At 36.7% G+C, this 251-nt stretch carries 1 rRNA gene; it reads right to left on the reverse strand.

The features are described from left to right. Positions 1-152: 152 nt before the first annotated feature. A 23S ribosomal RNA gene (locus H5084_RS19390) occupies positions 153-251 on the reverse strand; the annotation flags it as partial.

Raw genomic sequence — 251 nt, forward strand, 5'->3', positions numbered from 1 at the left:
TTTTGTTAATGTCCGGTGGCGGGCTTCAAATATAAAAACACTAGGAAAACTGATTAATCACAAAATATTTTAGTAAATACACTTCACAAGCGTATATTTTAACGTCTTCTTTGACTTGTCTTGGTTACAAAACAACACTACTTAGGTGTTGTATGGTTAAGCCTCACGGGTAATTAGTACAAGTTAGCTCAATACATTACTGCACTTACACACCTTGCCTATCAACGTTGTAGTCTCCAACGGCCCTTTAG

Origin of the sequence: Psychromonas sp. SR45-3 (genome assembly GCF_014163575.1) — a bacterium.
Taxonomy (GTDB): domain Bacteria; phylum Pseudomonadota; class Gammaproteobacteria; order Enterobacterales; family Psychromonadaceae; genus Psychromonas; species Psychromonas arctica.